The sequence below is a fragment of the Streptomyces sp. NPDC016677 genome (genome assembly GCF_055562815.1).
In genome coordinates this window covers 389,427-412,862 of the sequence record NZ_JBVHEO010000001.1, presented here as the reverse complement: position 1 = coordinate 412,862, position 23,436 = coordinate 389,427, and the positions used below count along the sequence as shown (strand labels likewise).

Sequence of the window (23,436 nt, the reverse complement as noted above, 5' to 3'; positions counted from 1 at the left end):
TCGGCGGTGACCGCGGACGGTCGCAACCGCGAACGTCCGCTCTACCGGATGCTTGGCACCGGGGATGGCCTGTGCGTGAACGGGGCGGCAACGGGCAACGCCGATCACGGTACGTGGATCATGCGATGCCCTGCGCGTTCGCGACCGCTCCGCGACTGGCCGGGAAACGGTCGCCGGGCGTTCACCTGACGGGGTAACGGGCCGCGCGCGGGGTGCCGGGACGGTGCGGGGCGCCGGGACGGTGCGGAGTACCGGGCAGCGCGCGGGGTGCCGCGACGGTGCGCGAAGTACCGGGCAGCGCACGGGGTGCCGGGACGGTGCGCGAAGTACCGGACAGCGCGCGGAGTACCGGGGCGGCGGCGGAGTACCGGGGCGGCGCGCGGAGTACCGGGGCGGCGGCGGAGTGCCGGGGTGGCGCTACACCCCGGGCAGCCGCCCCGTCGCCGGCCGCTCCCGCCACAGCCGCAGCCCCGTGTCGACCAGCGGCACCCGGGTCAGGCCGGGCACCGCGTCGAGGTCCTGCCAGGCGGCCAGGTCGGTGGAGCCGCCGACCTCGGGCCGCAGCGTGCCGCCGGTGACGCGGGCCTCGTAGACGAGCCGTACGCCGTGGTGGTCGACGGGGCGGCGGAACCGTCCGGGGCGGACCGAGCGGAACGAGTCCACGCCGAGCAGGCCGGTGACCTCGACGCGGTAGCCGGTCTCCTCGGCGACCTCCCGCCGGACGGTGTCGTACGGGTCCTCGCCGTGCTCCATGCCGCCGCCCGGCAGCACCCACTCGGGCACCCCGCCGGGCCCCGGCGACCGGGCCAGCAGCACGTGTCCGTCCCGTACGCACAGGGCGTAGGCCGCCACCCGCAGTTTCCGTCGCACGCCGGGACGCTAACCCGCCGGACGGGCCGACGGCAGAGCCCCCCGCTCGATTGTCATGCACCGCCCCTTATGTCCCCGGTGACGCATGGCGGAAGTACGCCATGACTCCTGCCCGCCCCGGTGAACACTCCCCAAACAGCGACCCCTTACGTAAAGCTGAGCGGTCATCCGAGATCACATTCCGGACGACGGCGATCAGAGCAGAGCGGCTCCGATCGTTTCCGTGCCTGTGCCCGTAGACCACAGCCCACAAGGGATGCCGATTACCTGCAAGGGATGCCGATGACCCACACCCCCCAGCGCGACCCGATACCGGGTGGCAGACGCGCGGCCCGTATCGCCGTGGCCGCCGGTCTCGTCGCCGCACTCGCCGCGGCCGGGCCGATACCCGTGGCCCTCGCCGCCGACGGCCCGGCCACCACCGCCCCGGCCGCCGGCCCCTCCGTCAAGTCCGCGCACGAAAAGCTCGGTTCGGACGACGCCGACCGGCTCGCCGAGGCCAGGGCCGACGGCGAGAAGAACGTCACGATGATGGTCGCCACCGCCCCCGGCGACACCGCCGAGGTCGCGAAGAAGCTGGACGCGGTCCAGGGCGGCACCGTGGGCCGCACCTACGACAAGCTGGGCTACGTCCGCGCCACCGTCCCCACCGCCAAGGCGGACGCCGCGATCGCCGCCGCCGCGAAGCTCTCCTCCGTGCACGGCATCGATCTACGCGAGGAGATCGCGCTGGACGACCCGACGCCCAGCGCGGACACCGCGAAGGGCGCCGCGACCGGGGCGACGGCCACCGCCGCCAAGGCCCCCGGCAGGAACACCCCGGCGGAGAACCCGTACAACCCGTCCTTCGAGACGGGCGCCGTCGACTTCGTGAAGCAGAACCCGAAGGCGGACGGCCGCGGCATCACCATCGGCATCCTGGACTCCGGGGTGGACCTGGCCCACCCGGCGCTCCAGAAGACCACCACCGGGCAGCGGAAGATCGTCGACTGGGTCACCGCGACCGACCCGGTCGTCGACGGCGACGAGACCTGGCGGCCGATGACCGCCGCCGTCTCCGGCCCGGCGTTCACCTACGGCGGCGAGACCTGGACCGCCCCCGCCGGCTCCTACAAGGTGAGCACCTTCCTGGAGTCGTACACCACCGGCGGCGACGCGGCCGGCGACGCCAACCGGGACGGCGACACCACCGACTCCTGGGGCGTCCTGTACGACGCGGCGGCCGGCACGGTCCGCGTCGACCTCAACGGCAACCACGACTTCGCCGACGACACCCCGATGAAGCCGTACAAGGACGGCTACCAGATCGGGTACTTCGGCACCGACGACCCGAAGACGGACGTCGCCGAGCGGCAGCCGTTCGTCGTCGAGATCCGCAAGGACGTCGTCCACAACAGCACGGGCGCCAAGGCCGACTTCGTCAACATCGGCGTCATCGAGTCCGAGCACGGCACCCACGTCGCGGGCATCACGGCCGCCAACGGCCTGTTCGGCGGGCAGATGGACGGCGCCGCCCCCGGCGCGCGGATCGTCTCCTCGCGCGCCTGCACCTGGACCGGCGGCTGCACCAACGTCGCCCTCACCGAGGGCATGATCGACCTCGTCGTCAACCGCGGCGTCGACATCGTCAACATGTCGATCGGCGGCCTGCCGTCCCTCAACGACGGCAACAACGCCCGCGCCGAGCTGTACACCCGGCTCATCGACGAGTACGGCGTCCAGCTGGTGATCTCCGCCGGCAACTCCGGCCCCGGCGCCAACACCATCGGCGACCCCGGCCTGGCCGACAAGGTCGTCTCGGTCGGCGCGTCCATCTCCAAGGAGACCTGGGCGGTCAACTACGGCTCGGCGGTGGAGAAGAAGTACGCCATGATGCCGTTCTCCTCGCGCGGCCCGCGGGAGGACGGCGGTTTCACGCCGACGCTGACCGCGCCGGGCGCGGCGATCAACACCATCCAGACCTGGATGCCGGGCGCCCCGGTCACCGAGGCCGGCTACGCGCTCCCCGCCGGCTACGGCATGCTCCAGGGCACCTCGATGGCCTCCCCGCAGGCGGCGGGCGCCTCCGCGCTGCTGCTGTCGGCGGCGAAGCAGAAGCACCTCGACCTCACCCCGGCCACCCTGCGCACCGCGCTGACCTCCACCGCCGACCACATCAAGGGTGTGCAGGCGTACGAGGAGGGCGCGGGCCTGATCAATGTCGTGGACGCCTGGAAGTCGATCCGGCGCGGCGCCTCGGCGCACGAGTACACGGTCAAGGCCCCGGTCGACACCGCGATCGACCACGCCCTTGAGACCCCGGGCTCCGGCACCGGCCTCTACGACCGCGAGGGCGGTCTGAAGGCGGGCCAGAAGAAGACGTACGAGATCACGCTCACCCGCACCACCGGCGCCGACAAGGCGCTCCGGCACGAGCTGCGCTTCGAGAACAACGCGGGCCGCACCTTCGAGGTCGTCGGCTCCGACACGGTGAGGCTGCCGCTGAACCAGCCGGTCACCGTCGAGGTGCGGGCGGTGCCCCGGTCCGCCGGGCTCAAGAGCGCGATCCTGGAGGTCGACGACCCGAAGACGGAGGGCGTCGACCAGCAGGTCATGACCACGGTCGTGGTCGCGGCCCCGCTCGGGGCGGAGCAGAGGTTCAGCTACTCCGCGTCCGGTTCGGTGCAGCGCAACAGCACCACGTCCCACTTCGTCACGGTCCCCGAGGGCGCCAGGACCCTGGAGGTCGCCATCGGCGGGCTGAAGGACCGGAGCCAGACCCGGTTCATCGCCATCCACCCGTACGGCGTCCCGCTCGACAACACCTCCACGCCGTACTGCTACAGCAACTACCTCGACGGCAACGGCTGCAAGCCGGACGTGCGTGCGTACGCCGACCCGCAGCCCGGCGTGTGGGAGATCGAGGTCGAGTCGCGGCGCACCTCGCCGCTGCTCGACAACCCGTACACCCTGGACGTCTCCCTGCTCGGCGCGGACTTCGACCCCGAGGTCGTGACCGTGCCCGAGGCCGAGGCCGGCACCCCGGTCACCGCCTCCTGGACGGTGACCAACCGGTACGCCGCGATCGCCGGCGGCAAGCTGACGGGCGGCCCGCTGGGCTCCTCCCTCACCGACCGTCCCGCCCTCGCCGAGGGCGACACGCGGACCACCACGGTCGAGGTCCCCGAGGGCGCGACCTCGCTGGACGTGGCCATCGGCGGCGTCTCGGACGCCTCCGCCGACCTGGACCTGGCGGTCTACGACGCGGACGGCACCCTGGTCGGGCAGAGCGCCGACGGCGACTCCGAGGAGTCCGTCTCCGTCCCCGACCCGGCCGCCGGCACGTACACCGTCGAGGTCGTCGGCTACGCGGTGCCGTCCGGCTCCACGGAGTACGACTACCGGGACGTGTACTTCGCGGCCACCCTCGGCACGGTCGACGTCGACGGGGCGCCGGTGTCGCTGGGCACGGGTGACTCGGCCGCCGTCTCCGGCAGCGTGACGGCGCTGGCCGCCGCGCCCGAGGGCCGGGAGTTCTTCGGTCGGGTCCAGCTCGTCGACGCCCGCGGCACGGTCGCGGGCACCGGCAGCGTGGCGATCGAGAAGGTCGTGCCGTAGTCCGGTACGGCGCGAAGGAGGGGGCGGGTGCTTCGGCGCCCGCCCCCTTTCCCCTTTCCCCCTCGGTCACTCGCAGGTGAGGGTGCGGGACGCGGGGAGGGCGGCGGTGACACGGGCGCGTTCGGGGGCGATCTCGGCCTCGCCCACGAAGAGGGCGTCCGGGTGGACGCCGTGCGCCGGGAGCCCGAACAGCACGCGGTCGCCCACGCCGGGGGCGCCGGTGCCCGCCCCCGTCAGGAAGGCGACCTCGCGCGAGACCCCCTCGGGCGCGTACTGCCGGGTGATCTCCACCGTGATCCGCCGGCCCGCTTCCCCGGGCGCCGGTTCCGCCCCGGTCACCGTGCCCTCGGCGACCAGCCGGGCGCAGGCCAGGTAGGCGGGGCTGCCGAAGGTGACGGCGGCCTCCTTGGCGCCGGAGCCGGCCTGGGCGCTGGAGGCCCCCGCGTCCTCGGCGCCGCCGCCCCCGGCCTGCGTCACCAGCCACGCCATGCCGGAGAGGAAGGCGCCCGCGCAGGCGACGGCGAGCGCGCCGAGGGCCAGGTTCCGGCGGTGGCGCCGGGAACGGGGGCGGGGATGCGGACGGGGGCGGGGGCGGGGGCGGGGGCGGGGCGCGGCCGGGGCCGGCCCCGGTGGGGGCGGGGGCTCGCTCAGGACCCGCCCGAGGACCCCCAGCCGCTCCCGCAGCACCGCCACGTCGGCCGCCTCGGCGGACCCCGGCGGCAGCGGCTCGCCCAGGATCGCGGCCATCAGCGCGTCATCGGGAACGGCACCCTCGTACGCGTCGGTCCCGTCGTACGCGTCACGCACGTCAGTCCCGTCGGACGCCTCGCGCTCGTCGAACCCGTCGTACGCGTCGTACGCGTCGTGCTCGGCGGCCACGTCACACCACCTCGTCCTCGTGCAGCCGGGCGCGCAGGGCCCGTACCGCCGTGTGCAGCCTGCTCTTGACCGTGCCCTCGGGAACACCCAGCTCCTCGGCGATGCCGCGCACCGGCAGATCGGCGTAGAAGCGCAGCACGACGACCTGGCGCTGGGCGTCGGGCAGCGCGTCCAGGCCCCGGGCGACGGCGAGGGAGAGCAGGCTGGTGTCCTCGCCGGAGGGGTGGTCGCTCTGGCGCAGCGCGGCGAGCCGCTCGCCGATCCGCTCCTGGCGGCGTTTGGCCCGGTGCCAGTCCATGGCGAGGTTGGAGGCGACCACCGCCGCCCACGCCGAGACGTCCCGGGGTGCCTCACGGCCGCTGGCGGCGCGCTCCAGCAGCCGCAGGCGGACCTGCTGCACCCCGTCCGGCAGGTCCGCCTGCGGTACTCCGCCGAGCGCGAGCACCGCCCGCACCCGGCGCTCCTGGGCCGCGTCCAGCGGATCGTCGCCGACGGCCTCCCCCGCCCCTCGGCGGACCTTTCTGCGCAGCACCGGCCACCCCTCCCCTCGCCGCGTTTCCCCTACGACGCCGCAGCGGGCGGAAACGTTCGCTCCGACACCGCCGGCCCGCACCGAGGCGTACGTCACACCGGGTGTGGGCCGGGACGAAAGGGGCAGGGGCGAGGCAGCACAGCTTGCGGCGCCGGGGCCTCAGGGGGTGAATTCCTGCAGCTCGGCAGGGGTGTGGCCGCAGGGACGGCGGTGGCGCCCCCTACCGTCGCGGCCCGTTCGGCCAGATCACCGGGGAATGCGGTGGACAGGTGGGCCGGGGATGACCGCATGATGGAAAAGTTCGCACGATGGAAAAGTCCCGGCCACACAGGCCGGGCGCACGCAGGTCACGCATGTCACGCAAGTCACGCATGTCACGCAAGGGAGTCGCCGTGAGGGTCGGAATCGTCGGAGCCACCGGACAGGTCGGCACGGTCATGCGCAGGATCCTCGGCGAACGGAACTTCCCGGTCACCGAGCTGCGGCTGTTCGCCTCCGCCCGCAGCGCGGGCAAGGAGCTGGACGGGGTGACGGTGGAGGACGCGGCCACCGCCGACTACTCCGGCCTGGACATCGTGCTGTTCTCGGCGGGCGGCGCCACCTCCAAGGCGCTGGCCGAGAAGGTCGCCGCGCAGGGCCCGGTCGTGATCGACAACTCCTCGGCGTGGCGCCGCGACCCCGACGTGCCGCTGGTGGTCTCCGAGGTCAACCCGCACGCGATCGCCTCCCGCCCCAAGGGCATCATCGCCAACCCGAACTGCACCACGATGGCCGCGATGCCGGTGCTGCGTCCGCTGCACGCCGAGGCGGGCCTCGAAGCGCTGGTCGTCGCCACGTACCAGGCGGTGTCCGGTTCCGGTCTGGCCGGTGTGGACGAGCTGTTCGAGCAGGTCAAGAAGGTCGGCGAGGACGCGCCGAAGCTCACCCACGACGGCGGTGCCGCCGAGTTCCCCGAGCCGGACAAGTACGTCGCGCCGATCGCGTACAACGTGCTGCCGCTGGCCGGGTCGATCGTCGACGACGGCCTGCACGAGACCGACGAGGAGCAGAAGCTCCGCCACGAGTCCCGCAAGATCCTGGAGATCCCGGAGCTGAAGGTCTCCGGCACGTGCGTCCGGGTCCCGGTCTTCACCGGCCACTCCCTCCAGATCAACGCCCGCTTCGCCCGCCCGATCAGCGTGGAGCGCGCCAAGGAGCTGCTCGGCGGCGCCCCCGGCGTGGCCCTCGCGGAGGTCCCGACCCCGCTCCAGGCCGCCGGTCAGGACCCGTCCTACGTCGGCCGCATCCGCCAGGACGAGACCGTCGAGCACGGCCTCGCCCTGTTCGTCTCCAACGACAACCTGCGCAAGGGCGCCGCGCTGAACGCCGTTCAGATCGCGGAGCTGGTGGCGGCCGAGCTGAAGGGCTGAGGCCGCTCGACCCGGTAGTAGAAACAGCCGTACTCGACGGCCCGGACGTGGACGAACGCCACGGCCGGGTCGTCGAACGCTGCCGTGAGGGCCCCTTCGAAGTCCTGTTCCACCAGCCGCCCGCCCAGGATGTGTCCCTGGGCCGAGTAGCGACGCAGCACCCGGTGGCTGTCGGTGAACGGCAGGCCGCCGCCGAGGTCCGGTCCCGGGCACTCCTCGGCGTGGACGAAGACGGGGCCCTGCTCGTCGTAGGCCGCCGGGTCGGCGTCCGTCGCCGCCGCCCAGCGGCGCAGCGGCGCGTACGACACCAGCGCGAGCCGGTCGCCGGGGGCGCTGCGGTGCAGACAGCAGCGCAGGGGCGCGCCGCCCTCCTCGTCGGTGAAGGGGACCGCCGCGCGTCCCGCGTCGTCGATGATCCGCAGCTCCTTCAGGGTGTCCGCCGGGATCGGGTGTGCGGTGTACGTCGTCATCCCCCCAGGCTGCGGGGCGAGGGGGCCGCGCACCGGCGGGAAACGGACATCGCGTTCGGCCCGGCGCGCGTGGAAGGATGGCGGAAACGACACATACGAGGAGATGACCGCGTGCCTGGCACAAACCTGACCCGCGAAGAGGCGCAGCAGCGGGCGAAGCTGCTCTCCGTGGACGCGTACGAGATCGATCTCGACCTCTCCGGCGCGCAGGAGGGCGGTACGTACCGGTCCGTGACGACGGTGCGGTTCGATGTGGCCGAGAACGGGGCCGCGTCCTTCATCGACCTGGTGGCCCCGGCCGTCCACGAGGTCGTCCTCAACGGCGACCAGCTCGACGTGTCCAGCGTCTTCGCGGACTCCCGGATCGCGCTGCCCGGTCTGCTGGAGGGGCGCAACATCCTGCGGGTCGTCGCCGACTGCGCGTACACCAACACCGGTGAGGGCCTGCACCGGTTCGTCGACCCGGTCGACGAGCAGGCGTACCTGTACACCCAGTTCGAGGTGCCGGACGCCCGCCGGGTCTTCGCCAGCTTCGAGCAGCCGGACCTGAAGGCGACCTTCCAGTTCACCGTGCGGGCGCCCGAGGGCTGGACCGTCATCTCCAACTCCCCCACGCCCGAACCGCAGGACAACGTCTGGGCCTTCGCGCCGACGCCGCGCATCTCGTCGTACATCACGGCCCTGATCGCCGGCCCGTACCACTCGGTGCACAGCGTGTACGAGAAGGACGGGCAGAACGTGCCGCTGGGCATCTACTGCCGTCCGTCGCTGGCCGAGCACCTCGACTCCGACGCGATCTTCGAGGTGACGCGGCAGGGCTTCGACTGGTTCCAGGAGAAGTTCGACTACGCGTACCCGTTCGAGAAGTACGACCAGCTCTTCGTGCCGGAGTTCAACGCGGGCGCGATGGAGAACGCGGGCGCGGTCACCATCCGCGACCAGTACGTCTTCCGGTCGAAGGTGACGGACGCGGCCTACGAGACGCGCGCCGAGACCATCCTGCACGAGCTGGCCCACATGTGGTTCGGCGACCTGGTCACCATGGAGTGGTGGAACGACCTGTGGCTGAACGAGTCGTTCGCCACGTACACGTCGATCGCCTGCCAGGCGGCGGCGCCCGGCTCGCGCTGGCCGCACTCGTGGACGACGTTCGCCAACTCCATGAAGACCTGGGCGTACCGGCAGGACCAGCTGCCGTCCACGCACCCGATCATGGCGGACATCACCGACCTCGACGACGTGCTCGTCAACTTCGACGGCATCACGTACGCCAAGGGCGCCTCCGTGCTCAAGCAGCTCGTGGCGTACGTCGGTGAGGACGCGTTCTTCCAGGGCGTGCAGGCGTACTTCAAGCGTCACGCGTACGGCAACACGCGCCTGTCCGACCTGCTGGGCGCGCTGGAGGAGACCTCCGGGCGGGACCTGAGGTCCTGGTCGAAGGCGTGGCTGGAGACAGCCGGCATCAACGTGCTGCGCCCGGTGATCGACACGGACGCCGAGGGCACCATCACCTCCTTCGCCATCCGGCAGGAGGCCCCCGCGCTTCCCGCCGGCGCCAAGGGCGAGCCCACCCTGCGCCCGCACCGCATCGCCGTCGGCTGCTACGACCTCGACCCGAGCGGCAAGCTGGTGCGCGGGGAGCGCGTCGAACTGGACGTGGACGGCGAGCTGACCGACGTACCGCAGCTGGTCGGCACGCGCCGCCCGGCGGTGGTCCTCCTCAACGACGACGACCTGTCCTACGCCAAGGTCCGCCTGGACGAGCAGTCGCTGGCGTTCGTCACCGGGCACCTCGGCGACTTCGCCGAGTCCCTGCCGCGCGCCCTGTGCTGGGCGTCGGCCTGGGACATGACCCGGGACGCCGAACTCGCCACCCGCGACTACCTCTCCCTGGTGCTGTCCGGCATCGGCAAGGAGTCCGACATCGGCGTCGTGCAGTCCCTGCAGCGGCAGGTGAAGCTGGCCGTGGACCAGTACTCCGACCCGGCGGCCCGCGAGACGCTGCTCACCCGCTGGACCGAGGCGACGCTGGCGCACCTGCGCGCGGCCACGCCGGGCAGCGACCACCAGCTGGCCTGGGCGCGGGCGTTCGCGGCGACGGCCCGCACGCCGGAGCAGCTGGACCTGCTGGAGGCGCTGCTCGACGGGACGGGGTCCGTGGAGGGGCTGGCCGTCGACACCGAGCTGCGCTGGGCGTTCGTGCAGCGGCTCGCGGCGGTCGGACGCTTCGACGAGACGGAGATCGCCGGCGAGTACGAGCGGGACCGCACCGCCGCCGGTGAGCGGCACGCCGCCACGGCTCGGTCGGCCCGGCCGACCGAGCAGGCCAAGGCGGAGGCGTGGGCGTCGGTGATCGACTCCGACAAGCTGCCGAACGCCGTGCAGGAGGCGGTGATCTCCGGCTTCGTCCAGACCGACCAGCGGGAGCTGCTGGCGCCGTACACGGACCGGTACTTCGAGGTGCTGGCGGGTGTCTGGGAGTCCCGTTCGCACGAGATGGCCCAGCAGATCGCCGTCGGTCTGTACCCGGCGGTGCAGGTGACGGACGAGACGCTGCGCAAGACCGACGCGTGGCTGGCGTCCGCCCGGCCGAACGCGGCCCTGCGGCGGCTGGTCTCGGAGTGCCGCTCGGGCGTGGAGCGGGCGCTGCGGGCGCAGGCGGCGGACGCGGCGGCGGGCTGACGCGGGAGCCCTCCGGGCTCGTGACGTGGTGGGGCGCCCGGGGAGTCTCCCGGGCGCCCTCGGCGTTTCGCGGGGTGTCACGGGGGCGGGGTGTCGCAGGGGCGGGGTGTCACGGGGGCGAGGTGTCGCTGGGGCGAGGTGTCGCTGGGGCGAGGTGTCACGGGGGCGAGGTGTCACGGGGGCGAGGTGTCACGGGGGCGAGGTGTCACGGGGGCGAGGTGTCGCGGGGGCGGAGCGTCAGGGGGCCGTGCCGGCCGGGTCGGGGACGTCCTTCGAAGTCGCCGCGTCCGCCGCGGTTTCCGGGACGGGCACGGTTCCCCGGTCCGCGGGGTTCGCGGGGTTCGCGGGGTCCGCCGCGTCGTCCGAGGCCGTCGCCGCGCCGGGGACGGCGCCCGCCGCGGACCGGCCGGGGCCCGCCGTCCCGTCGGTGGACGGAACCTCCGTCATGGCCTCCGTGGGCACGGGCGTGGGAACGGACGTGGCCGGGTGCGTGGGACCGGCCGGGGCGAGCGGCGCAGCGGGCTCGGCGTCCGCGCCGGACAGCGTGACGGCGGCGGCGGTGACCGTGCAGACCAGCGCCGCGACGGCACCGGCCGCGGCGAGCACCGTGCGGCGCCTGCGCCGGATGCGGCGCCCGCCGGCGACGGCCGCGTCGACGACGCTGGGCAGAGCGGGCTCCGGGTGGGCGCCTAGCACCTCCCGGAAGACGGCGTGCAGGGTTTCGTCGTCGTGGCCGTCCAGGGGGCCGTCCATGCCCGGGTTCACCTGGCCGTCCGTTCGCGCTCGCCGGTCAGGTCCTCGACGATCGCCCGCAGCCGGGCGAGGCCGCGGGCGCTCTGGCTCTTCACCGTTCCCGGGCTCACCCGCAGCGCCTGCGCGGTCTGCTCGACCGTCCAGTCCTCCCAGAACCGCAGGACCAGCACGGCCCGGTAACGGGGCGACAACTCCATCAGGGCCTCTTGCATCATCAGGCGCAACTCCGGTGTGGCCGACACGGTAGAGGTCAGATCGGGCGGCTCGCTCACCGGCTCCTCGCGCCAGCCTCCCTTGCGCTGCTGGTCGATGAAGGTACGGGTGAGGATCGTACGGGCATAGGCGTCGACGTTGCCGTCCCGGCGGACCCGGCTCCACGCCGCGTACAGCTTCATCAGGGCGGTCTGGGTCAGGTCCTGCGCCTGGTGCCAGTCCCCGCACAGCAGGTAGGCGCTGCGGCGCAGTTGCGCCTGCCGCGCCTCGGCGAATTCCCGGAACTCCCGCTCCCGGACCGCTTCCCTCACTCTTGCCGACCTTCCGCTCCCGCACCGACCCGCCCACCCCGCCTGTAAGGCATACGGGGACCGGGGCCCGGAGGGTTGCACCGCGCGGCGGAAAAGATTCCTCCGCGACCGCGTGCAACCCCGGTCCCGGCCGCCCCGTACTCCTCTCACACGAAGGCTCCCGCCCCGCGCGGTGGGCCCCGACCGAGAATGAGGACGACCGTTGAAGCACCGTAAGATCTCGCAGAACCGCCGCCGCCTGTACAGCCTGGCCGCCGGAACCGTCCTGGCCGCCGCGGGCACGGCCGGCATCGCCTCCGCGGCCACGGGCCACGACGCCGCCGCCCCGGTCGCCGTGACGGAGGAGACCGCCACGCCGGTCGCCGTCCCCGAGGAGACCGCGACGCCCGTGGAGGTCCCGGAGGAGACCGCCACGCCGGTCGAGGTCCCCGAGGAGGTCCCCATGCCCGTCGGCCACGCCGAGGACGCCGCCGCGCCGGTCGCCGTCCCGGAGGAGACCGCCACGCCCGTCGAGGTCCGCCAGGAAGCGGAGCGGGTGTCGGTGCCCGTCCCGGTATCCGAGCTGAGCGCGGCCGAGCGGGCCGCCGCGGTGGGCTGACCCCGCCAGAAGCGCCGGCGCCTCCCGGCCCACGGGAGGCGCCGGCCGCCGCGGGCCCGTTCAGCCCACGTGCGCGGCGAGTGCCGCCTCGGTCGCCACGGGGTCCGGGTCCTCGGCCGCCCAGGCCACGTAGCCGTCGGGCCGCACCAGCACCGCCGTACGGCGCCCGCTCGCCCAGCGCTCCACCGCGAGCCGGTCCGCACGGCCGTCGCCCCCGCCCTCGGCCGCGTCCGGGGAGATCAGCACGAACCGTCCGCCGCGCAGCGCCTCGTACAGCCGCCCGCCGCCCGCGAGGGCCACGTCGGGGACCCGGGCGCCGGTGAGCCGGTGGGCGCCGCGCGGAGCGTCGTACTTGTAGCCGAGGCCGGCGATCAGCCCGGTCACCCGGCGCCGGACGGGACCCGCGTGGTCCAGTGCCGTGACGGCCGCCGACCGCAGCGCCCGCGCCCCGGGCCGGGAGGCCATGGCCAGGCGGATCATCCCGCCGCTGCTGCGCAGGACCGCCCGGCCGACGGGGTGGCGTTCGGACTGGTAGCTGTCGAGCAGCGTCTCCGGCGCCCGGCCGTGCAGGACGGCCGCCAGTTTCCAGCTCAGGTTGGCCGCGTCCTGGAGGCCGGTGTTCATGCCCTGGCCGCCGGCCGGGCTGTGTACGTGCGCCGCGTCACCGGCCAGGAAGACCCGGCCGGCCCGGTAGGCGGGCACCTGGCGCTCCTCGCTGTGGAAACGCGAGAGCCAGCGGGGGTCGTGCATTCCGTAGTCCCCGCCCGTCACCCGGCGCACCAGCTCCTTGACCTCGGCCAGGTCGACCGGCTCGCTGTCGGGGACGTCGCGCTCGCGCTGCCAGCCGACGACCCGGTGGTAGCCGTCGCCGAAGGGCGCGATGACGACGAAGGCGCCCGGGACGGAGTCCCCGGTGAGCCGCGCGCCGTACTCCTCGGCGAAGCGCACGTCGGCGATGACCACCGAGCGGATCACCGCACGGCCCGGGAAGGGCAGCCCGACCGCGTGCCGCACGGCGCTGCGCACGCCGTCGGCGCCGACGACGTACTGGGCGCGCAGTTCGCCCGGGGTGCCGTCCGGTCCGCGTACGGCGACGGTGACCCCCGACGGGTCCTGGCGCAGTCCGGTCACCTCCGTCTCGTACCGGAGTTCCGCCCCCGCCTCCACCGCGCGCCGCCGCAGGACCGTCTCCACCTCGTACTGCGGAACCATCAGGACGTGGTTGAAGCGGGAGGGGAGGGCGGCGAAGTCGAGGGCGAGATCGAAGAAGCGGATGTGTTCGAGGCGACGGCCGATCGCCTCCAGCGGCTCGGCCAGGCCGCGGGCGTCGAGCTGCTCCATGCTGCGGGCGTGCAGTCCGAAGGCGCGGGAGAGGTTGCTGATCCGGGAGGGGCGCTTCTCGACGAGGGTGACGGGGACGCCGGCGGCGGCGAGGTCACCGGCCAGGAGCAGGCCGGTGGGGCCGGCGCCTACGACGATCACGGTGCCGGGCGTGGTGCGGGGCGTGCCGTTCATGGTGAGCCTCCTGGGGGCCAACAGCCGGGGCAAACAGCCGGAGGCAAACGCGTGTTGGCCAACCACCGTTTGCCAACACACGTTGCCAACGCTTGTTGTCAACCGTAGGAGCCGCTCGGAGCCGTTGTCAACAGTTGTTGGCCTACGAGTGTTGGCCTACGCTGGGGCGCATGTCAGCCACTCCCCCGCCGCCCGACCCCTCGGCCCCGGCCGGCCCGCCGCCCGCCCGCCGCTCCGACGCCACCCGCGCCGCGATCCTCGAAGCCGCCCGCGAACGCTTCGCCGTCGACGGCTACGACCGCGCCACCATCCGCGCCATCGCGCGGGACGCGCGGATCGACCCGTCGATGGTGATGCGGTACTACGGCAGCAAGGAGGGCCTCTTCACGGCGGCCGTCTCCGTGGACCTGAGACTGCCCGACGTCTCCGCCCTCCCCCGGGACACCGTGGGCGCGGCCCTGGTCCGGCACTTCCTCTCCCTCTGGGAGAAGAACGAGGTGCTGACGGCCGTCCTCAGGGCCGGTGCCCTGAGCGCCGACGGGGCCGAGCGCACCCGGGGCATCTTCCGCGACCAGGTGCTGCCGGTCGCCCAGCGGGTCTGCCCGGACCCCGAACAGGCCCCGACCCGGGCCGCGCTGATCGCCTCACAGCTCCTCGGGATGGCGCTCACCCGCTATGTACTGCGCATCCCGCCGGCCGTGGACCTGTCCGAAGGGGAGCTGGTGGCGTGGCTGGGCCCCACCGTGCAGCGCTACCTCACCGCACCGAGCCCGTGACGAACGGACCCCGGACGCGCGTCGAGGACGCCTGACACACGTCGAGGGCACCTGCCCGCGGCAGGCGCCCTCGACGGGAAGCGACCGGTGTGTCAGGCCTTGGCGTCGGCCTTCCTCATGGTCTCCCGGGTCTTGATGTTGCGGCTGGTCACCCGGTGCTCCTCCTTGGAGCGGTCCAGGACCATGACCAGCGCCGCGATGACCGCGAAGAGCACGATCGGGGCGAAGACGTAGAGGCCCAGCGTCTCGATGACGCTCAGGCCCGTGCCGGGGTCGTCACCGTCGTCGCGGGTCAGCGCGAGCGCGGGGGACGACATGAGCAGCATCATCAGCGTCGTACCGGCCGCCAAGGTGCCGGCGCGCAAGGCGTTCTTCTTGTCCACGTCCCCAAGTTAGCGAACGCCGCCCGGCCCCGCGCGCCCGGGGTGCCGTACGGCGTCGATCAGCGCGTGCAGCCGGGGCGAGGCCGCCAGCTCCTCCAGGGTCACCGGGCGGCCTGCGGCGTCGGTGATCGGCAGCCGCCAGTTCGGGTACTGGTCCCAGGTGCCGGGGAGGTTCTGCGGGCGGCGGTCGCCGACCGCGTCCGGCAGCCAGAGGCCCACCATGCGGGCCGGGGTGGCCCGCAGAAAGCGGTGGACGGCCTGAATGCCGGCCTCCTCGGCGGCCGGACCGGCGGAAACGTCCAGCAGCCCCAGCCGGGCCAGCAGTTCCAGCCATTCCCCCGCGTCGGCCGCCGCCTCGGCCCGTTCCTCCTCGACCGGGCGGGTGAGCAGGCCGAGCCGGTCGCGCAGGCCGACGTACTCGCCGGTGAGGCGGGCGGCGGTGGGCGGCAGGTCGTGAGTGGTGGCGGTGGCCAGGCAGTCGGCCCGCCAGCGGTCGGCGGGCAGCGGCCGCCCGTCGCCCTCCCAGTCCCGCTCGAACCACAGCACGGAGGTGCCGAGCACCCCGCGCTCGCGCAGCGCCTCCCGCACGCCCGGCTCCACGGTGCCCAGGTCCTCGCCGATCACCACGGCCCCGGCCCGGGACGCCTCCAGGACCAGTACGGCGAGCATGGCCTCGGCGTCGTAGCGGACGTAGGTGCCCTCGGTGGGCGGCAGTCCCTGCGGCACCCACCAGAGCCGGAACAGGCCCATGACGTGGTCGATGCGCAGGGCGCCGGCGTAGCGGAACAGGGCGCGCAGCAGGTCGCGGAAGGGCGCGTAGCCGGACTCCGCGAGCCGGTCCGGCCGCCAGGGCGGCAGGCCCCAGTCCTGGCCGCGAGCGTTGAAGGCGTCCGGCGGGGCGCCCACCGACATGCCCTCGGCGAAGTACTCCTGCTGCGCCCACGCGTCGGCGCCCACCGGATGCGCCCCCACCGCGAGGTCGTGCACGATGCCGACCGGCATCCCGGACTCGCGGGCGGTGCGCTGGGCGTCGGTGAGCTGGGTCTCGGTGAGCCAGGTGAGCCAGGCGTGGAAGTCGACGCGGTCCCGCAGCGCGGCGCGGGCGCGGGCGGTGTCGGCGGAACGGGGGTCGCGCAGTCCGGCCGGCCAGCGCCGCCAGTCGGGGCCGTGCACCTCGGCCAGCGCACACCAGGTGGCGTGGTCCTCCAGGGCCTGCCCCTGGGCGGCGAGGTGGTCCCGGTGGGCGGCCCGGCGGCCGGGCCCGAGCGGCACCTCGCGCAGCAGCTCCAGCGCCTCCTTCTTCAGCGCCCACACCGCGTCCCGGTCGATCAGCGCCTGCGGGCCGCTCAGCACGTGCGCGCGCAGCCGCCCGGCCCGTTCCAGCAGGCCGTCCAGACGGGCGCGGTCGCCGGCGTACCGGTACTCGGGGACGTCCTCGATCCGCAGGTGCACCGGGTCGGGGAAGCGGCGCGAGGAGGGCCGGTACGGCGAGGGGTCGGTGGGCTCGCCCGGCGCGCCGGGCACCGCGGCGTGCAACGGGTTGACCTGCACGAACCCCGCCCCGAGCGCGCGCCCGGCCCAGGCGGCCAGTTCGGTGAGGTCGCCCAGGTCGCCCATGCCCCAGGAACGCCGGGAGAGCAGGGAGTAGAGCTGGACGAGCAGCCCGTAGGAGCGGTCGGGCGGGGCGGGCAGCCGGGGCGGGGCGACGACGAGGTGGGCCCGGCCGGTGCGCCCGTCGGGAACGGTGACGGTCAGCGTGTGCACCCCGTCCGGCAGGTCGTCCACCCCGGTGCGGGTCTCCCCCTGCTCGGTGTCGACGCGCAGCCGAGCGCTCTCGGGCAGCGCGGCCAGGACGGCCGGGACGGCGCCGCCGGACCACTGGACGACGGTCGGCGGCAGCAGCCGCGCGCCCAGCTCCTCGGCACGGGCGGCGAGCGCGGCCCGCGCCTTCGCCGGGCCGTCGGCGTCGACACCGAGGGCGGCCAGGGCGCGGACGAGCGCGGTGGCGGAGGCGGCGACCGTGCGATCGGGGGACGGCCGGTAGGAAGCGGCGACGCCGTACAACTCGGCGAGCCGGGTCAGCTCCTCGGAAGGGGGCCCGTCCGGCCGGGGAGCCGTCACCTACGGCCTCGTGGCTTCCGGTACGGCGAACGAGGCGGTGCCCTGTTCCGGTACGACCGCGGTCAACTCGGGCGAGGACTCGCTGGTCAGCGGCACGACATCGGGGAAGGGGGACTCGCTGGTGAGCGGCTCGGCGTCGGGCAGCGGCGGCTCACTGGTGAGCGGCGGCTCGGCGTACGCGTCCGGCGTCCCGAACGCGTCCTCGGTTTCGGCGGACTGCTCCGCCGAGGGTTTGGAGGGGGCGGGGAAGGTGAGGTGTGCAGCCACGAAGGCCTCCTTGTCGGGTACGGCCAGGGGTAATCGCAGCCCTACCCAGCAGATGCGTAACCAGACGCCCCGACCCCGCCAACGTGACCCTGGTCACACCCTCCGGAGGAGATCACCCACCGGACCGGGACGAACGGGCCATCCCTCCCCACCCACGCCGGGACAAAACGTCCGACGCGCCAACACCCCCGTCCACTACTATTCACTCAGTACATGTACTCAGTGAATACTGAGCGCCATGAGCACCCGCCACATCCTGCTGGGGCTGCTCGCCTCGGGGCCGAGCCATGGCTATGACCTGAAGCGACGGCACGACGCACGCTTCCCGCAGGCCCGCCCGCTGGCCTACGGGCAGGTCTACACGACCCTGCAACGCCTGGTCCGCGACGGCCTCGCCGAGATCGACGGCACCGGCTCGGACGGCGGCCCGGAGCGGACGGCGTACCGCGCGACCGAGGAAGGCGGGCGCGAACTGGCCCGCTGGGCCGCCGAGGTCGCACCGCCGGCCCCCCACGTGACCAACGAGATCTTCGCCAAGGTCGTCGTCTCGGCCCTGGCGGGCGGCGACCCGGCCGCCTATCTGCGCGACCAGCGCGCCGCCCATCTGGCGCGGATGCGCGAACTCACGGCCGTCAAGACGGCGCCGGGGGCGGACCTCGCGACCGTGCTCTCGGCCGACTACGCCCTCAACCACCTCGACGCCGACCTCCGTTGGATGACCACCACGGCGGCCCGGCTCACCACCCTGACCGCGGAGGTCGACGCGACATGAGGAACGGCCACACGGCAGACACGCCGGACACACCCGGCATGCCACACACACCGGATCCGGCAGCGCCGCTGCTGTCCGCCCGCGGGCTGGTCAAGGCGCACGGCGGGACGCAGGCGCTGCGGGGCGCCTCGGTCGAGCTGCGGGCCGGCGAGACGGTCGCCGTCACCGGCGCCAGCGGCAGCGGGAAGTCGACGCTGCTGCACTGCCTGGCCGGGATCGTCCGGCCGGACTCCGGGACGGTGACGTACGCCGGGGAGCGGCTGGAGGTGGCGACGGAGCAACGGCTGAGCGAGCTGCGCCGCACCGACTTCGGCGTGGTCTTCCAGTTCGGCCAGCTGATCCCGGAGCTGACGGCGCTGGACAACGTGGCCCTGCCGCTGCTGCTGGGGGGCAGCGGCCGGGCCGAGGCGCGGGAGCGGGCCGGTACCTGGCTGGAGCGGTTCGGGGTGCGCGGGCAGCAGGAGCTGCGGCCGGGCGAGATGAGCGGCGGACAGGCCCAGCGGACGGCGCTGGCGCGCGCCCTGGTCACCGGTCCGGCGGTGGTCTTCGCGGACGAGCCCACCGGAGCACTGGACTCCCTGGCGAGCGAACAGGTGATGACGGCGCTGACGCACACGGTCCGCGAGTCGGGCACGGCGGTGCTGCTGGTCACGCACGACGCCCAGGTCGCGGCGTACGCGGACCGCGAGGTCGCGCTGCGCGACGGCGTGGCGGCCCCGGCGGGGGTGAGCGCGTGAGCGCGTTGCGGACCGACGTCCGGCTGGCCTGGGCGCTCGTGCGCGGCACGGACCGGCGGGAGTGGTGGCGGATCGGGCTCACGGCGGCGGGCGCGGCGCTCGCCACCGGCTTCGCGCTGGCGGCCGTCCTCCTCGCCTCGCTGCGCGGGACCTACTCCGTCCCCCATTTCCACGGCCTGCTGGACCAGCCGGGCACCCGGGCCGGGATCGTCGTCGGCCTGCTGCTGTCGCTCGTCCCGGTGCTGGGTTTCCTCGGTCAGTGCGCGCGGGTCGGCGCGGTCGACCGCGACCGGCGGCTGGCCGGACTGCGGCTGGCCGGGGCGACACCGGGGCAGGTGCGGCGGATCGCGGCGCTGGAGACGGGGCCGGCCTGTCTGCTCGGCTCGGTCACGGCCACGGTCTGCGCGGTCGTGGCCGTCCTGCAGGTCTGGAACAGCCCGCCCGTGGCTGCCTGGTCGGGCCTCGCCCTGGTCGCCGTGACGGTCCCGGCCGCCGGTGCGGCGGTGAGCGCGCTGGCCCTGCGCCGGGTGGTGGCCCATCCGCTGGGCCGGGTGCGCCGGGTCACCCCGCGCTCGGGCCGCGGACCGGGGCTGGTGTTCCTGGGCGCACTGCTGCTGGTGGCGGTGACGGCAGCGGCGGCCGTGGCCGCGACCGGCGGCGGTACGGACGGCCGGGTCCGCTGGCAGGCGTCCGCGACCGTGTGCGCCCTGGCGGTGGCGACCGGCGCGGGCGCGGTCTGGCTGTCCGGGGCCGTCTCCCGGCTCACCGGGCGGCTGCTGGCGGCGCGGGCCCGCACGGCGGCAACGCTGATCGCGGCGGAGCAGCTGCGGGCCGACCCGTGGGCGGCTGCCCGTACCCATGCGGCGGTGCTGCTGGTGACGGTCACCGGGACGGCGTTCCTGTGCGTCCGGCACGCGCTCCTGGCCGCCCTGGCGGCGGCGGAACATCCGGCCGCCGACCCGGCGTACTACAGCACCGGGCTGGACCTGACGGGCGCCGCGCTCCTCGTCGCCCTGGTCGTCGCCCTGTCGGGGCTGGCCGTGGGCAGCGCCGAGTCGCTGGCCACCCGGCGCCGCACCCTCGCCGCGCAGGTCGCCGCCGGCGTCCCGCGCGCGGTCCTGAACCGGGCCCTGCTCCTGGAGACCGCCCTCCCCCTCGCGCCCGCCCTGCTGGCGGCCGGCGCCGCGGGACTGGCGATCGGCGTCTGGTACTCCGCCCTCACCGGCGTCGGCTCACTCCCGTGGACGGCCCCACTGGCCGCCCCGGCGGTCTACGCGTCCTGCCTGCTGGCCTCGGCGACGGCACTGCCGCTGCTCGGCCGCACGGTCCGGCCGGGAGAACTGCGCTACGCGTGACGCCCCGGCTCACCGGCCGCCGAGGACCCGTGGAAGCCCCCCCCCCGGACCGCATCGGTCCGGGGGCGCCCCCGTCACGCCCGTCGGCGCCCCGGGTCGTCCGTCACCAGCGATCCGGCGAACCGCCCCCAGGCCGGTGCCCCGAGCCGGACTATCGGACCGTCACCGCGGTCCTTGGAATCCCGGACGGCGACGATCCCGGGGACGTTGCGGGCTACTTCCACGCACTCGCCGCTGCCGCTGCTGTAGCTGGACGCGACGAAGTCGAAGCCGTTCATCAACGCATGTCCTCACTGACGCTCTCGATCAGCCTGAGCGAGTCCTTGGGGGCCAGGCTCAGCCGTGCGGTGCGGTCGAAGAACGAGCTGTACGTGCCGCTCTCGACCTCGTCCTCGACCCACACGGTAGCGGCGATGGTGTCGACGTGGATCACGTCGGCGGCCTCGGGCTCGGCGAACGAGACGATGCTGAAGGCTCCAGCCATACAGGCATGCCCGCCCGCGCGGAAAGGCAGCACCTGGAGGCGCACGTTGGGAAGCTGAGCCAGTTCCAGGATGCGGTGGAGCTGCGCGCGCATCACGTCGGGCCCACCGACCTGCTGTCGCAGGGCGGCCTCCCAGACAACCGCGTACAACTGGAGCGGCTCGCTGTCCACCAGGCGCTCCTGCCGCTTCATCCGCACCTCGACGACACCCTCGATCTCGTCCGGGTCCGTCCACACGCCTTCGCTGACCACCAAGGCCCTGGTGTACTCAGGAGTCTGGAGGAGGCCGGGCACGAACGCCTGTTGCCACGTGCGGATACGGCTGGCCACATCCTCCATGGAAATGTACTCCGCCAACGCCTCGGCCTGCGGGGACTGCTTCCACCACCCCTTCGCCCTGCGGCGCTCCCGGTCCAACCGGGCGAGAGCGAGGAGACGAGTCACTGCCCGCTCGTCACGCACCCCGTAGAAGTCGCAAAGCGCCCTGATGTCGGGGTCCCTCATGGGAACCCAGCCGCGCTCCATCTTGACGACCTTCGTCGCGGTCGCGGAGATGGCGGCGGCGGCCTGCTGCTGGGTACTGCCCGCCGCATCACGCAGGCGCAGCAATTCGGCGCCCAGCTTGCGGCCCAGAACCGTCGAGATCCGGTTCCCTGCGGCTTGAGTCGATCGCGTCACGGCCACATTCTCACGGTGATCCATGGCCGCGTCGAACTCCGGGGAATTTATTCCCCGTCCAGATTGCTCCCGAAGACCCGCTTCCGTTACGTTGTGCATCCGATCGGCTACACAGCCGGCTGTCGTCACGACGGAAGCGCACCGCCCTGCCCCACAAGCCCCACGCAGGTCCGGCGAAGCCACCGTCCCGTACCAGGAGGCACGTCTCCATGACAGAACCCGCGGCGTTGCCGGAGCCGCCCCTCCGCGAGGACCGCCTCGACTACACCCCCACCCAGCGCAGCGTCCCCCTCGCCCGGCGCAGAGCTGCCCGGCTCGTCACCGAGTGGGGGCGGGCGGACATCGCCGGCGACGTCGCCCTCGTCGTGTCGGAGCTGATGACCAACGCGCTGCTGCACGGCAGCCTCCGGGGGCGGCTCATCCGCGTGGGCGTCACACTCGACCACCGTGTTCTGCGGGTCGAGGTCAGCGATCCGCGCGGTGAGCGGCTGCCCGGCGCACGCACGGCGGGAGACACCGAGGATCAGTTCGGGCGGGGGCTTCTGCTGGTGGGAGCGCTCGCCACGCGGTGGGGCTGTGAGCCCCGGAGCGTGGGCAAGACCGTCTATGCCGAGTGGGACACCCCGCCCCGGCCGGCCCGTCTCCCTTAACCTGAGCACGTGGACCCCCGCAATCCCGGAGGAGCCCTGTGACCGTGACCGCCGACAGGCCCCAGATGCTCGTCACCGAGTTCGAGGAACTCGCCCGTCATGCCGCCCGGAGCATAGAAGGCGCACGGCTCGAGTTCATCAACGGACATCTTGGGGGGAAGGCCGTGCCGGACGGCGATCACGGACGCATCATCCAGTGGCTGACACGCATCTGCATGCAGCACCGGCCCGACCTGTGGCTCGACCCCACACAGGGCCTGATGGTCGACGCCTACCGCGAGGGCCGCGCCCGCCCCGACGGCTCCCTCGCCCCGGCGGAAGCCTTCGTCGGGCAGGGTGAGTGGGCCGACCCGGCCCCCGTCCTCATGGTCGTCGAGGTCACTTCGTACGACTCCGACACCGACCGGCGCGACCGGGTCGACAAGCCCCGGGCGTACGCCGCCACCGGCATCCCGGTGTATCTGCTGATCGACCGGGACACCTGCGAGGTCAAGGTGTACAGCACGCCCGACGGCGGGCGGTACGAGACCGTGCGGACGTTGCCCTTCGGCAAGGAGGTCGCGCTGCCCGAGCCGGTCGGGATCGCGCTGGACACCGAGCCGCTGAAGAACTGGGTGCGCTGAGCCGCCGCCCCCTCCCGGGGACCCTCCTCGAAAAGCGTGAACACTTGACGCCGAAGTGCTCACGCTTTTCCGGACCCCACCCCGACACCCCGCCCCCGCCCCCGCCCCCGGCACACGAAGGCCCGGATCGCGGTCAGGCGGAGATGCCGTCGATCCGGGCCAGGGCGTCGTCCGCGCCGTACGGCTGCAAGTACGGCAGCCAGCGCGGGTCCCTGTGGCCGGTGCCGATGATGCGCCAGGCCAGGCCGGTGGGCGGGGCGGGTTTGTGGCGCAGGCGCCAGCCGATCTCGGTGAGGTGCCGGTCGGCCTTGGTGTGGTTGCAGCGGCGGCACGACGCCACCACGTTGTCCCAGGCGTGCTTGCCCCCGCGGCTGCGCGGTACGACGTGGTCGACGCTGGTTGCGACACCACCGCAGTACATGCACCGCCCGCCGTCACGGGCGAAGAGCGCGCGGCGGGTGAGGGGAACGGGCCCCCGGTAGGGGACCCGCACGAAACGCTTGAGCCGGACCACGCTGGGCGCGGGGACGGTGACGGTCGCGCTGTGCAGGAAGGCGCCGGACTCCTCCAGGCAGACTGCCTTGTTCTCCAGGACGAGGACGAGCGCGCGGCGGAGCGGTACGACGCCGAGGGGCTCGTACGACGCGTTGAGGACCAGGACATGCGGCACGGATGGCCTCCTTGTACGCCGGCGGCGCGTGGCTCGCGCCGGGACGATCCGTGGTCAGTGTCCCCTCATGCCTGGTGGAAGCGCCACCATG

At 73.8% G+C, this 23,436-nt stretch carries 23 protein-coding genes; 10 read left to right on the top strand and 13 right to left on the bottom strand.

The window, feature by feature from the left end; genetic code table 11:
* Positions 1 to 417 precede the first annotated feature (417 nt).
* Positions 418 to 852, bottom strand: coding sequence for an NUDIX hydrolase (locus tag ACZ3IG_RS01820; RefSeq protein WP_467429157.1), 435 nt, complete (start codon positions 850 to 852; stop codon positions 418 to 420).
* A gap of 300 nt (positions 853 to 1,152) precedes the next feature.
* On the opposite strand from ACZ3IG_RS01820, the gene ACZ3IG_RS01815 reads away from it, so the two are divergent.
* Positions 1,153 to 4,467 carry a S8 family serine peptidase gene (locus ACZ3IG_RS01815; protein ID WP_467428033.1) on the top strand — a complete coding sequence of 1,105 codons (3,315 nt, stop codon included), beginning with the start codon at positions 1,153 to 1,155 and terminating at the stop codon, positions 4,465 to 4,467.
* Positions 4,468 to 4,533: 66 nt separating this feature from the next.
* Here ACZ3IG_RS01815 and ACZ3IG_RS01810 read toward each other — a convergent pair whose 3' ends face one another.
* Together ACZ3IG_RS01810 and ACZ3IG_RS01805 are read right to left on the bottom strand one after the other, a co-directional pair.
* Positions 4,534 to 5,346 carry a hypothetical protein gene (locus tag ACZ3IG_RS01810; protein WP_467428032.1) on the bottom strand — a complete coding sequence of 271 codons (813 nt, stop codon included), beginning with the start codon at positions 5,344 to 5,346 and terminating at the stop codon, positions 4,534 to 4,536.
* Position 5,347: 1 nt separating this feature from the next.
* Positions 5,348 to 5,878, bottom strand: a complete 531-nt coding sequence (locus ACZ3IG_RS01805) for an RNA polymerase sigma factor (protein ID WP_467428031.1) — start codon at positions 5,876 to 5,878, stop codon at positions 5,348 to 5,350.
* A gap of 392 nt (positions 5,879 to 6,270) precedes the next feature.
* Here ACZ3IG_RS01805 and ACZ3IG_RS01800 point away from each other — a divergent pair, with 392 nt between their 5' ends.
* Positions 6,271 to 7,287, top strand: a complete 1,017-nt coding sequence (locus ACZ3IG_RS01800; protein WP_467428029.1) for an aspartate-semialdehyde dehydrogenase — start codon at positions 6,271 to 6,273, stop codon at positions 7,285 to 7,287.
* Here the strand turns inward: ACZ3IG_RS01800 and ACZ3IG_RS01795 are convergent.
* Entirely contained in the window at positions 7,248 to 7,757 is a 510-nt protein-coding gene (locus ACZ3IG_RS01795; protein ID WP_467428027.1) for a DUF1203 domain-containing protein, read from the bottom strand. The two genes, ACZ3IG_RS01800 and ACZ3IG_RS01795, sit on opposite strands and share 40 nt — an antisense overlap.
* Positions 7,758 to 7,868: 111 nt before the next feature.
* Here ACZ3IG_RS01795 and pepN point away from each other — a divergent pair, with 111 nt between their 5' ends.
* Positions 7,869 to 10,439: an aminopeptidase N gene (gene pepN / locus ACZ3IG_RS01790; protein ID WP_467428026.1), complete on the top strand. Its 2,571-nt coding sequence runs from the start codon at positions 7,869 to 7,871 to the stop codon at positions 10,437 to 10,439.
* 237 nt (positions 10,440 to 10,676) lie between these two features.
* Here pepN and ACZ3IG_RS01785 read toward each other — a convergent pair whose 3' ends face one another.
* A complete protein-coding gene (locus ACZ3IG_RS01785; RefSeq protein ID WP_467428025.1) occupies positions 10,677 to 11,192 on the bottom strand; it encodes a hypothetical protein in 516 nt (171 codons plus the stop codon).
* 8 nt (positions 11,193 to 11,200) lie between these two features.
* Positions 11,201 to 11,716: a SigE family RNA polymerase sigma factor gene (locus ACZ3IG_RS01780; RefSeq protein ID WP_467428024.1), complete on the bottom strand. Its 516-nt coding sequence runs from the start codon at positions 11,714 to 11,716 to the stop codon at positions 11,201 to 11,203.
* Between the two features lie 202 nt (positions 11,717 to 11,918).
* Here ACZ3IG_RS01780 and ACZ3IG_RS01775 point away from each other — a divergent pair, with 202 nt between their 5' ends.
* Positions 11,919 to 12,314 (top strand): hypothetical protein, encoded by a 396-nt coding sequence (locus tag ACZ3IG_RS01775; RefSeq protein WP_467428022.1) that lies wholly within the window; start codon positions 11,919 to 11,921, stop codon positions 12,312 to 12,314.
* Between the two features lie 60 nt (positions 12,315 to 12,374).
* Here the strand turns inward: ACZ3IG_RS01775 and ACZ3IG_RS01770 are convergent, their stop codons facing one another.
* On the bottom strand, positions 12,375 to 13,829 hold the full coding sequence (locus tag ACZ3IG_RS01770; RefSeq protein WP_467428020.1) for an FAD-dependent monooxygenase: 1,455 nt from the start codon (positions 13,827 to 13,829) through the stop codon (positions 12,375 to 12,377).
* Between the two features lie 170 nt (positions 13,830 to 13,999).
* Here ACZ3IG_RS01770 and ACZ3IG_RS01765 point away from each other — a divergent pair, with 170 nt between their 5' ends.
* Positions 14,000 to 14,605 (top strand): TetR/AcrR family transcriptional regulator, encoded by a 606-nt coding sequence (locus ACZ3IG_RS01765; RefSeq protein WP_467428019.1) that lies wholly within the window; start codon positions 14,000 to 14,002, stop codon positions 14,603 to 14,605.
* 92 nt (positions 14,606 to 14,697) lie between these two features.
* Here ACZ3IG_RS01765 and ACZ3IG_RS01760 read toward each other — a convergent pair whose 3' ends face one another.
* The 3 genes from ACZ3IG_RS01760 to ACZ3IG_RS01750 are packed head-to-tail and all read right to left on the bottom strand — an operon-like array spanning position 14,698 to position 17,376.
* Positions 14,698 to 14,988 carry a hypothetical protein gene (locus ACZ3IG_RS01760; protein WP_467428018.1) on the bottom strand — a complete coding sequence of 97 codons (291 nt, stop codon included), beginning with the start codon at positions 14,986 to 14,988 and terminating at the stop codon, positions 14,698 to 14,700.
* Between the two features lie 9 nt (positions 14,989 to 14,997).
* A complete protein-coding gene (malQ, locus tag ACZ3IG_RS01755; protein ID WP_467428017.1) occupies positions 14,998 to 17,109 on the bottom strand; it encodes a 4-alpha-glucanotransferase in 2,112 nt (703 codons plus the stop codon).
* Positions 17,110 to 17,376 (bottom strand): hypothetical protein, encoded by a 267-nt coding sequence (locus tag ACZ3IG_RS01750; RefSeq protein WP_467428016.1) that lies wholly within the window; start codon positions 17,374 to 17,376, stop codon positions 17,110 to 17,112.
* A gap of 238 nt (positions 17,377 to 17,614) precedes the next feature.
* Here ACZ3IG_RS01750 and ACZ3IG_RS01745 point away from each other — a divergent pair, with 238 nt between their 5' ends.
* The 3 genes from ACZ3IG_RS01745 to ACZ3IG_RS01735 are packed head-to-tail and all read left to right on the top strand — an operon-like array spanning position 17,615 to position 20,240.
* Complete coding sequence (locus ACZ3IG_RS01745; RefSeq protein ID WP_215167658.1) at positions 17,615 to 18,148, top strand: PadR family transcriptional regulator; 534 nt, start codon at positions 17,615 to 17,617, stop codon at positions 18,146 to 18,148.
* A gap of 38 nt (positions 18,149 to 18,186) precedes the next feature.
* On the top strand, positions 18,187 to 18,885 hold the full coding sequence (locus tag ACZ3IG_RS01740) for an ABC transporter ATP-binding protein (RefSeq protein WP_467428015.1): 699 nt from the start codon (positions 18,187 to 18,189) through the stop codon (positions 18,883 to 18,885).
* A complete protein-coding gene (locus tag ACZ3IG_RS01735) occupies positions 18,882 to 20,240 on the top strand; it encodes an ABC transporter permease (RefSeq protein ID WP_467428014.1) in 1,359 nt (452 codons plus the stop codon). Before ACZ3IG_RS01740 ends, ACZ3IG_RS01735 begins: the two co-directional genes overlap by 4 nt.
* Positions 20,241 to 20,314: 74 nt before the next feature.
* On the opposite strand, the gene ACZ3IG_RS01730 is transcribed toward ACZ3IG_RS01735, so the two are convergent.
* A complete protein-coding gene (locus ACZ3IG_RS01730) occupies positions 20,315 to 20,518 on the bottom strand; it encodes a DUF397 domain-containing protein (RefSeq protein ID WP_403537928.1) in 204 nt (67 codons plus the stop codon).
* Positions 20,518 to 21,426: a DUF5753 domain-containing protein gene (locus tag ACZ3IG_RS01725; RefSeq protein ID WP_467428011.1), complete on the bottom strand. Its 909-nt coding sequence runs from the start codon at positions 21,424 to 21,426 to the stop codon at positions 20,518 to 20,520. The genes ACZ3IG_RS01730 and ACZ3IG_RS01725 overlap by 1 nt, the downstream gene beginning before the upstream one ends.
* A 185-nt stretch (positions 21,427 to 21,611) precedes the next feature.
* Here ACZ3IG_RS01725 and ACZ3IG_RS01720 point away from each other — a divergent pair, with 185 nt between their 5' ends.
* Both ACZ3IG_RS01720 and ACZ3IG_RS01715 read left to right on the top strand, forming a co-directional pair.
* On the top strand, positions 21,612 to 22,052 hold the full coding sequence (locus tag ACZ3IG_RS01720; RefSeq protein ID WP_467428009.1) for an ATP-binding protein: 441 nt from the start codon (positions 21,612 to 21,614) through the stop codon (positions 22,050 to 22,052).
* A gap of 38 nt (positions 22,053 to 22,090) precedes the next feature.
* The gene (locus ACZ3IG_RS01715) at positions 22,091 to 22,675 is read left to right on the top strand and encodes a Uma2 family endonuclease (protein ID WP_467428007.1); all 585 of its coding nucleotides are present in this window, start codon (positions 22,091 to 22,093) and stop codon (positions 22,673 to 22,675) included.
* Between the two features lie 133 nt (positions 22,676 to 22,808).
* Here the strand turns inward: ACZ3IG_RS01715 and ACZ3IG_RS01710 are convergent, their stop codons facing one another.
* Positions 22,809 to 23,345 carry an HNH endonuclease gene (locus ACZ3IG_RS01710; RefSeq protein WP_189412569.1) on the bottom strand — a complete coding sequence of 179 codons (537 nt, stop codon included), beginning with the start codon at positions 23,343 to 23,345 and terminating at the stop codon, positions 22,809 to 22,811.
* Between the last annotated feature and the right edge of the window lie 91 nt (positions 23,346 to 23,436).

Bases quoted from the DNA above. Each gene is read 5' to 3' on its own strand.
- ACZ3IG_RS01815 (WP_467428033.1), top strand. From the start codon at position 1,153: ATGACCCACACCCCCCAGCGCGACCCGATACCGGGTGGCAGACGCGCG.
- ACZ3IG_RS01795 (WP_467428027.1), bottom strand. From the start codon at position 7,757: ATGACGACGTACACCGCACACCCGATCCCGGCGGACACCCTGAAGGAG.
- ACZ3IG_RS01785 (WP_467428025.1), bottom strand. From the start codon at position 11,192: ATGGACGGCCCCCTGGACGGCCACGACGACGAAACCCTGCACGCCGTC.
- ACZ3IG_RS01770 (WP_467428020.1), bottom strand. From the start codon at position 13,829: ATGAACGGCACGCCCCGCACCACGCCCGGCACCGTGATCGTCGTAGGC.
- ACZ3IG_RS01765 (WP_467428019.1), top strand. From the start codon at position 14,000: ATGTCAGCCACTCCCCCGCCGCCCGACCCCTCGGCCCCGGCCGGCCCG.
- ACZ3IG_RS01745 (WP_215167658.1), top strand. From the start codon at position 17,615: ATGAGCACCCGCCACATCCTGCTGGGGCTGCTCGCCTCGGGGCCGAGC.
- ACZ3IG_RS01740 (WP_467428015.1), top strand. From the start codon at position 18,187: ATGCCACACACACCGGATCCGGCAGCGCCGCTGCTGTCCGCCCGCGGG.
- ACZ3IG_RS01730 (WP_403537928.1), bottom strand. From the start codon at position 20,518: ATGAACGGCTTCGACTTCGTCGCGTCCAGCTACAGCAGCGGCAGCGGC.
- ACZ3IG_RS01725 (WP_467428011.1), bottom strand. From the start codon at position 21,426: ATGGATCACCGTGAGAATGTGGCCGTGACGCGATCGACTCAAGCCGCA.
- ACZ3IG_RS01720 (WP_467428009.1), top strand. From the start codon at position 21,612: ATGACAGAACCCGCGGCGTTGCCGGAGCCGCCCCTCCGCGAGGACCGC.